General features: G+C 50.2%; 1 protein-coding gene. It reads left to right on the top strand.

The window, feature by feature from the left end; all coding sequences use genetic code 11:
• The coding region (locus tag ACTNBU_RS12800; protein ID WP_441034484.1) for a hypothetical protein at nucleotides 1–331 on the top strand (331 nt) is incomplete at both ends.

Raw genomic sequence — 331 nt, 5'->3', positions numbered from 1 at the left:
GGTTGGCGATCTGCCGATCCGTGACGGTTATGTCTATGTTTCCGTGAAGAAGGCTGTTCCTGCCACTAAGGACGTAACGGTTGTCTTCTATGAGGATGTCGCTACGAACGAGATTGGCAGAACGACCATCAAGGTTGATGCCGATGCTACCTATGTTAACACCAGCAAGCTGACAGCCCCCGATGGCTACAAGATGGTTCTGGTGGGCGATCTGACCATTGATGAGAACGGCTACGTTTTCGTCAAGGTTGAGAAGATCGTCACCGAGAAGACTGTAAAGATCAACTTCTACGACGAGACTGAGGAGAAGCAGGTTGCTGAAGTTGAGATG

Source organism: Dysosmobacter sp. HCP28S3_G4 (assembly GCF_052065175.1).
GTDB lineage: Bacteria > Bacillota > Clostridia > Oscillospirales > Oscillospiraceae > Oscillibacter.
This window is presented reverse-complemented; position numbering and strand designations above follow the sequence as displayed.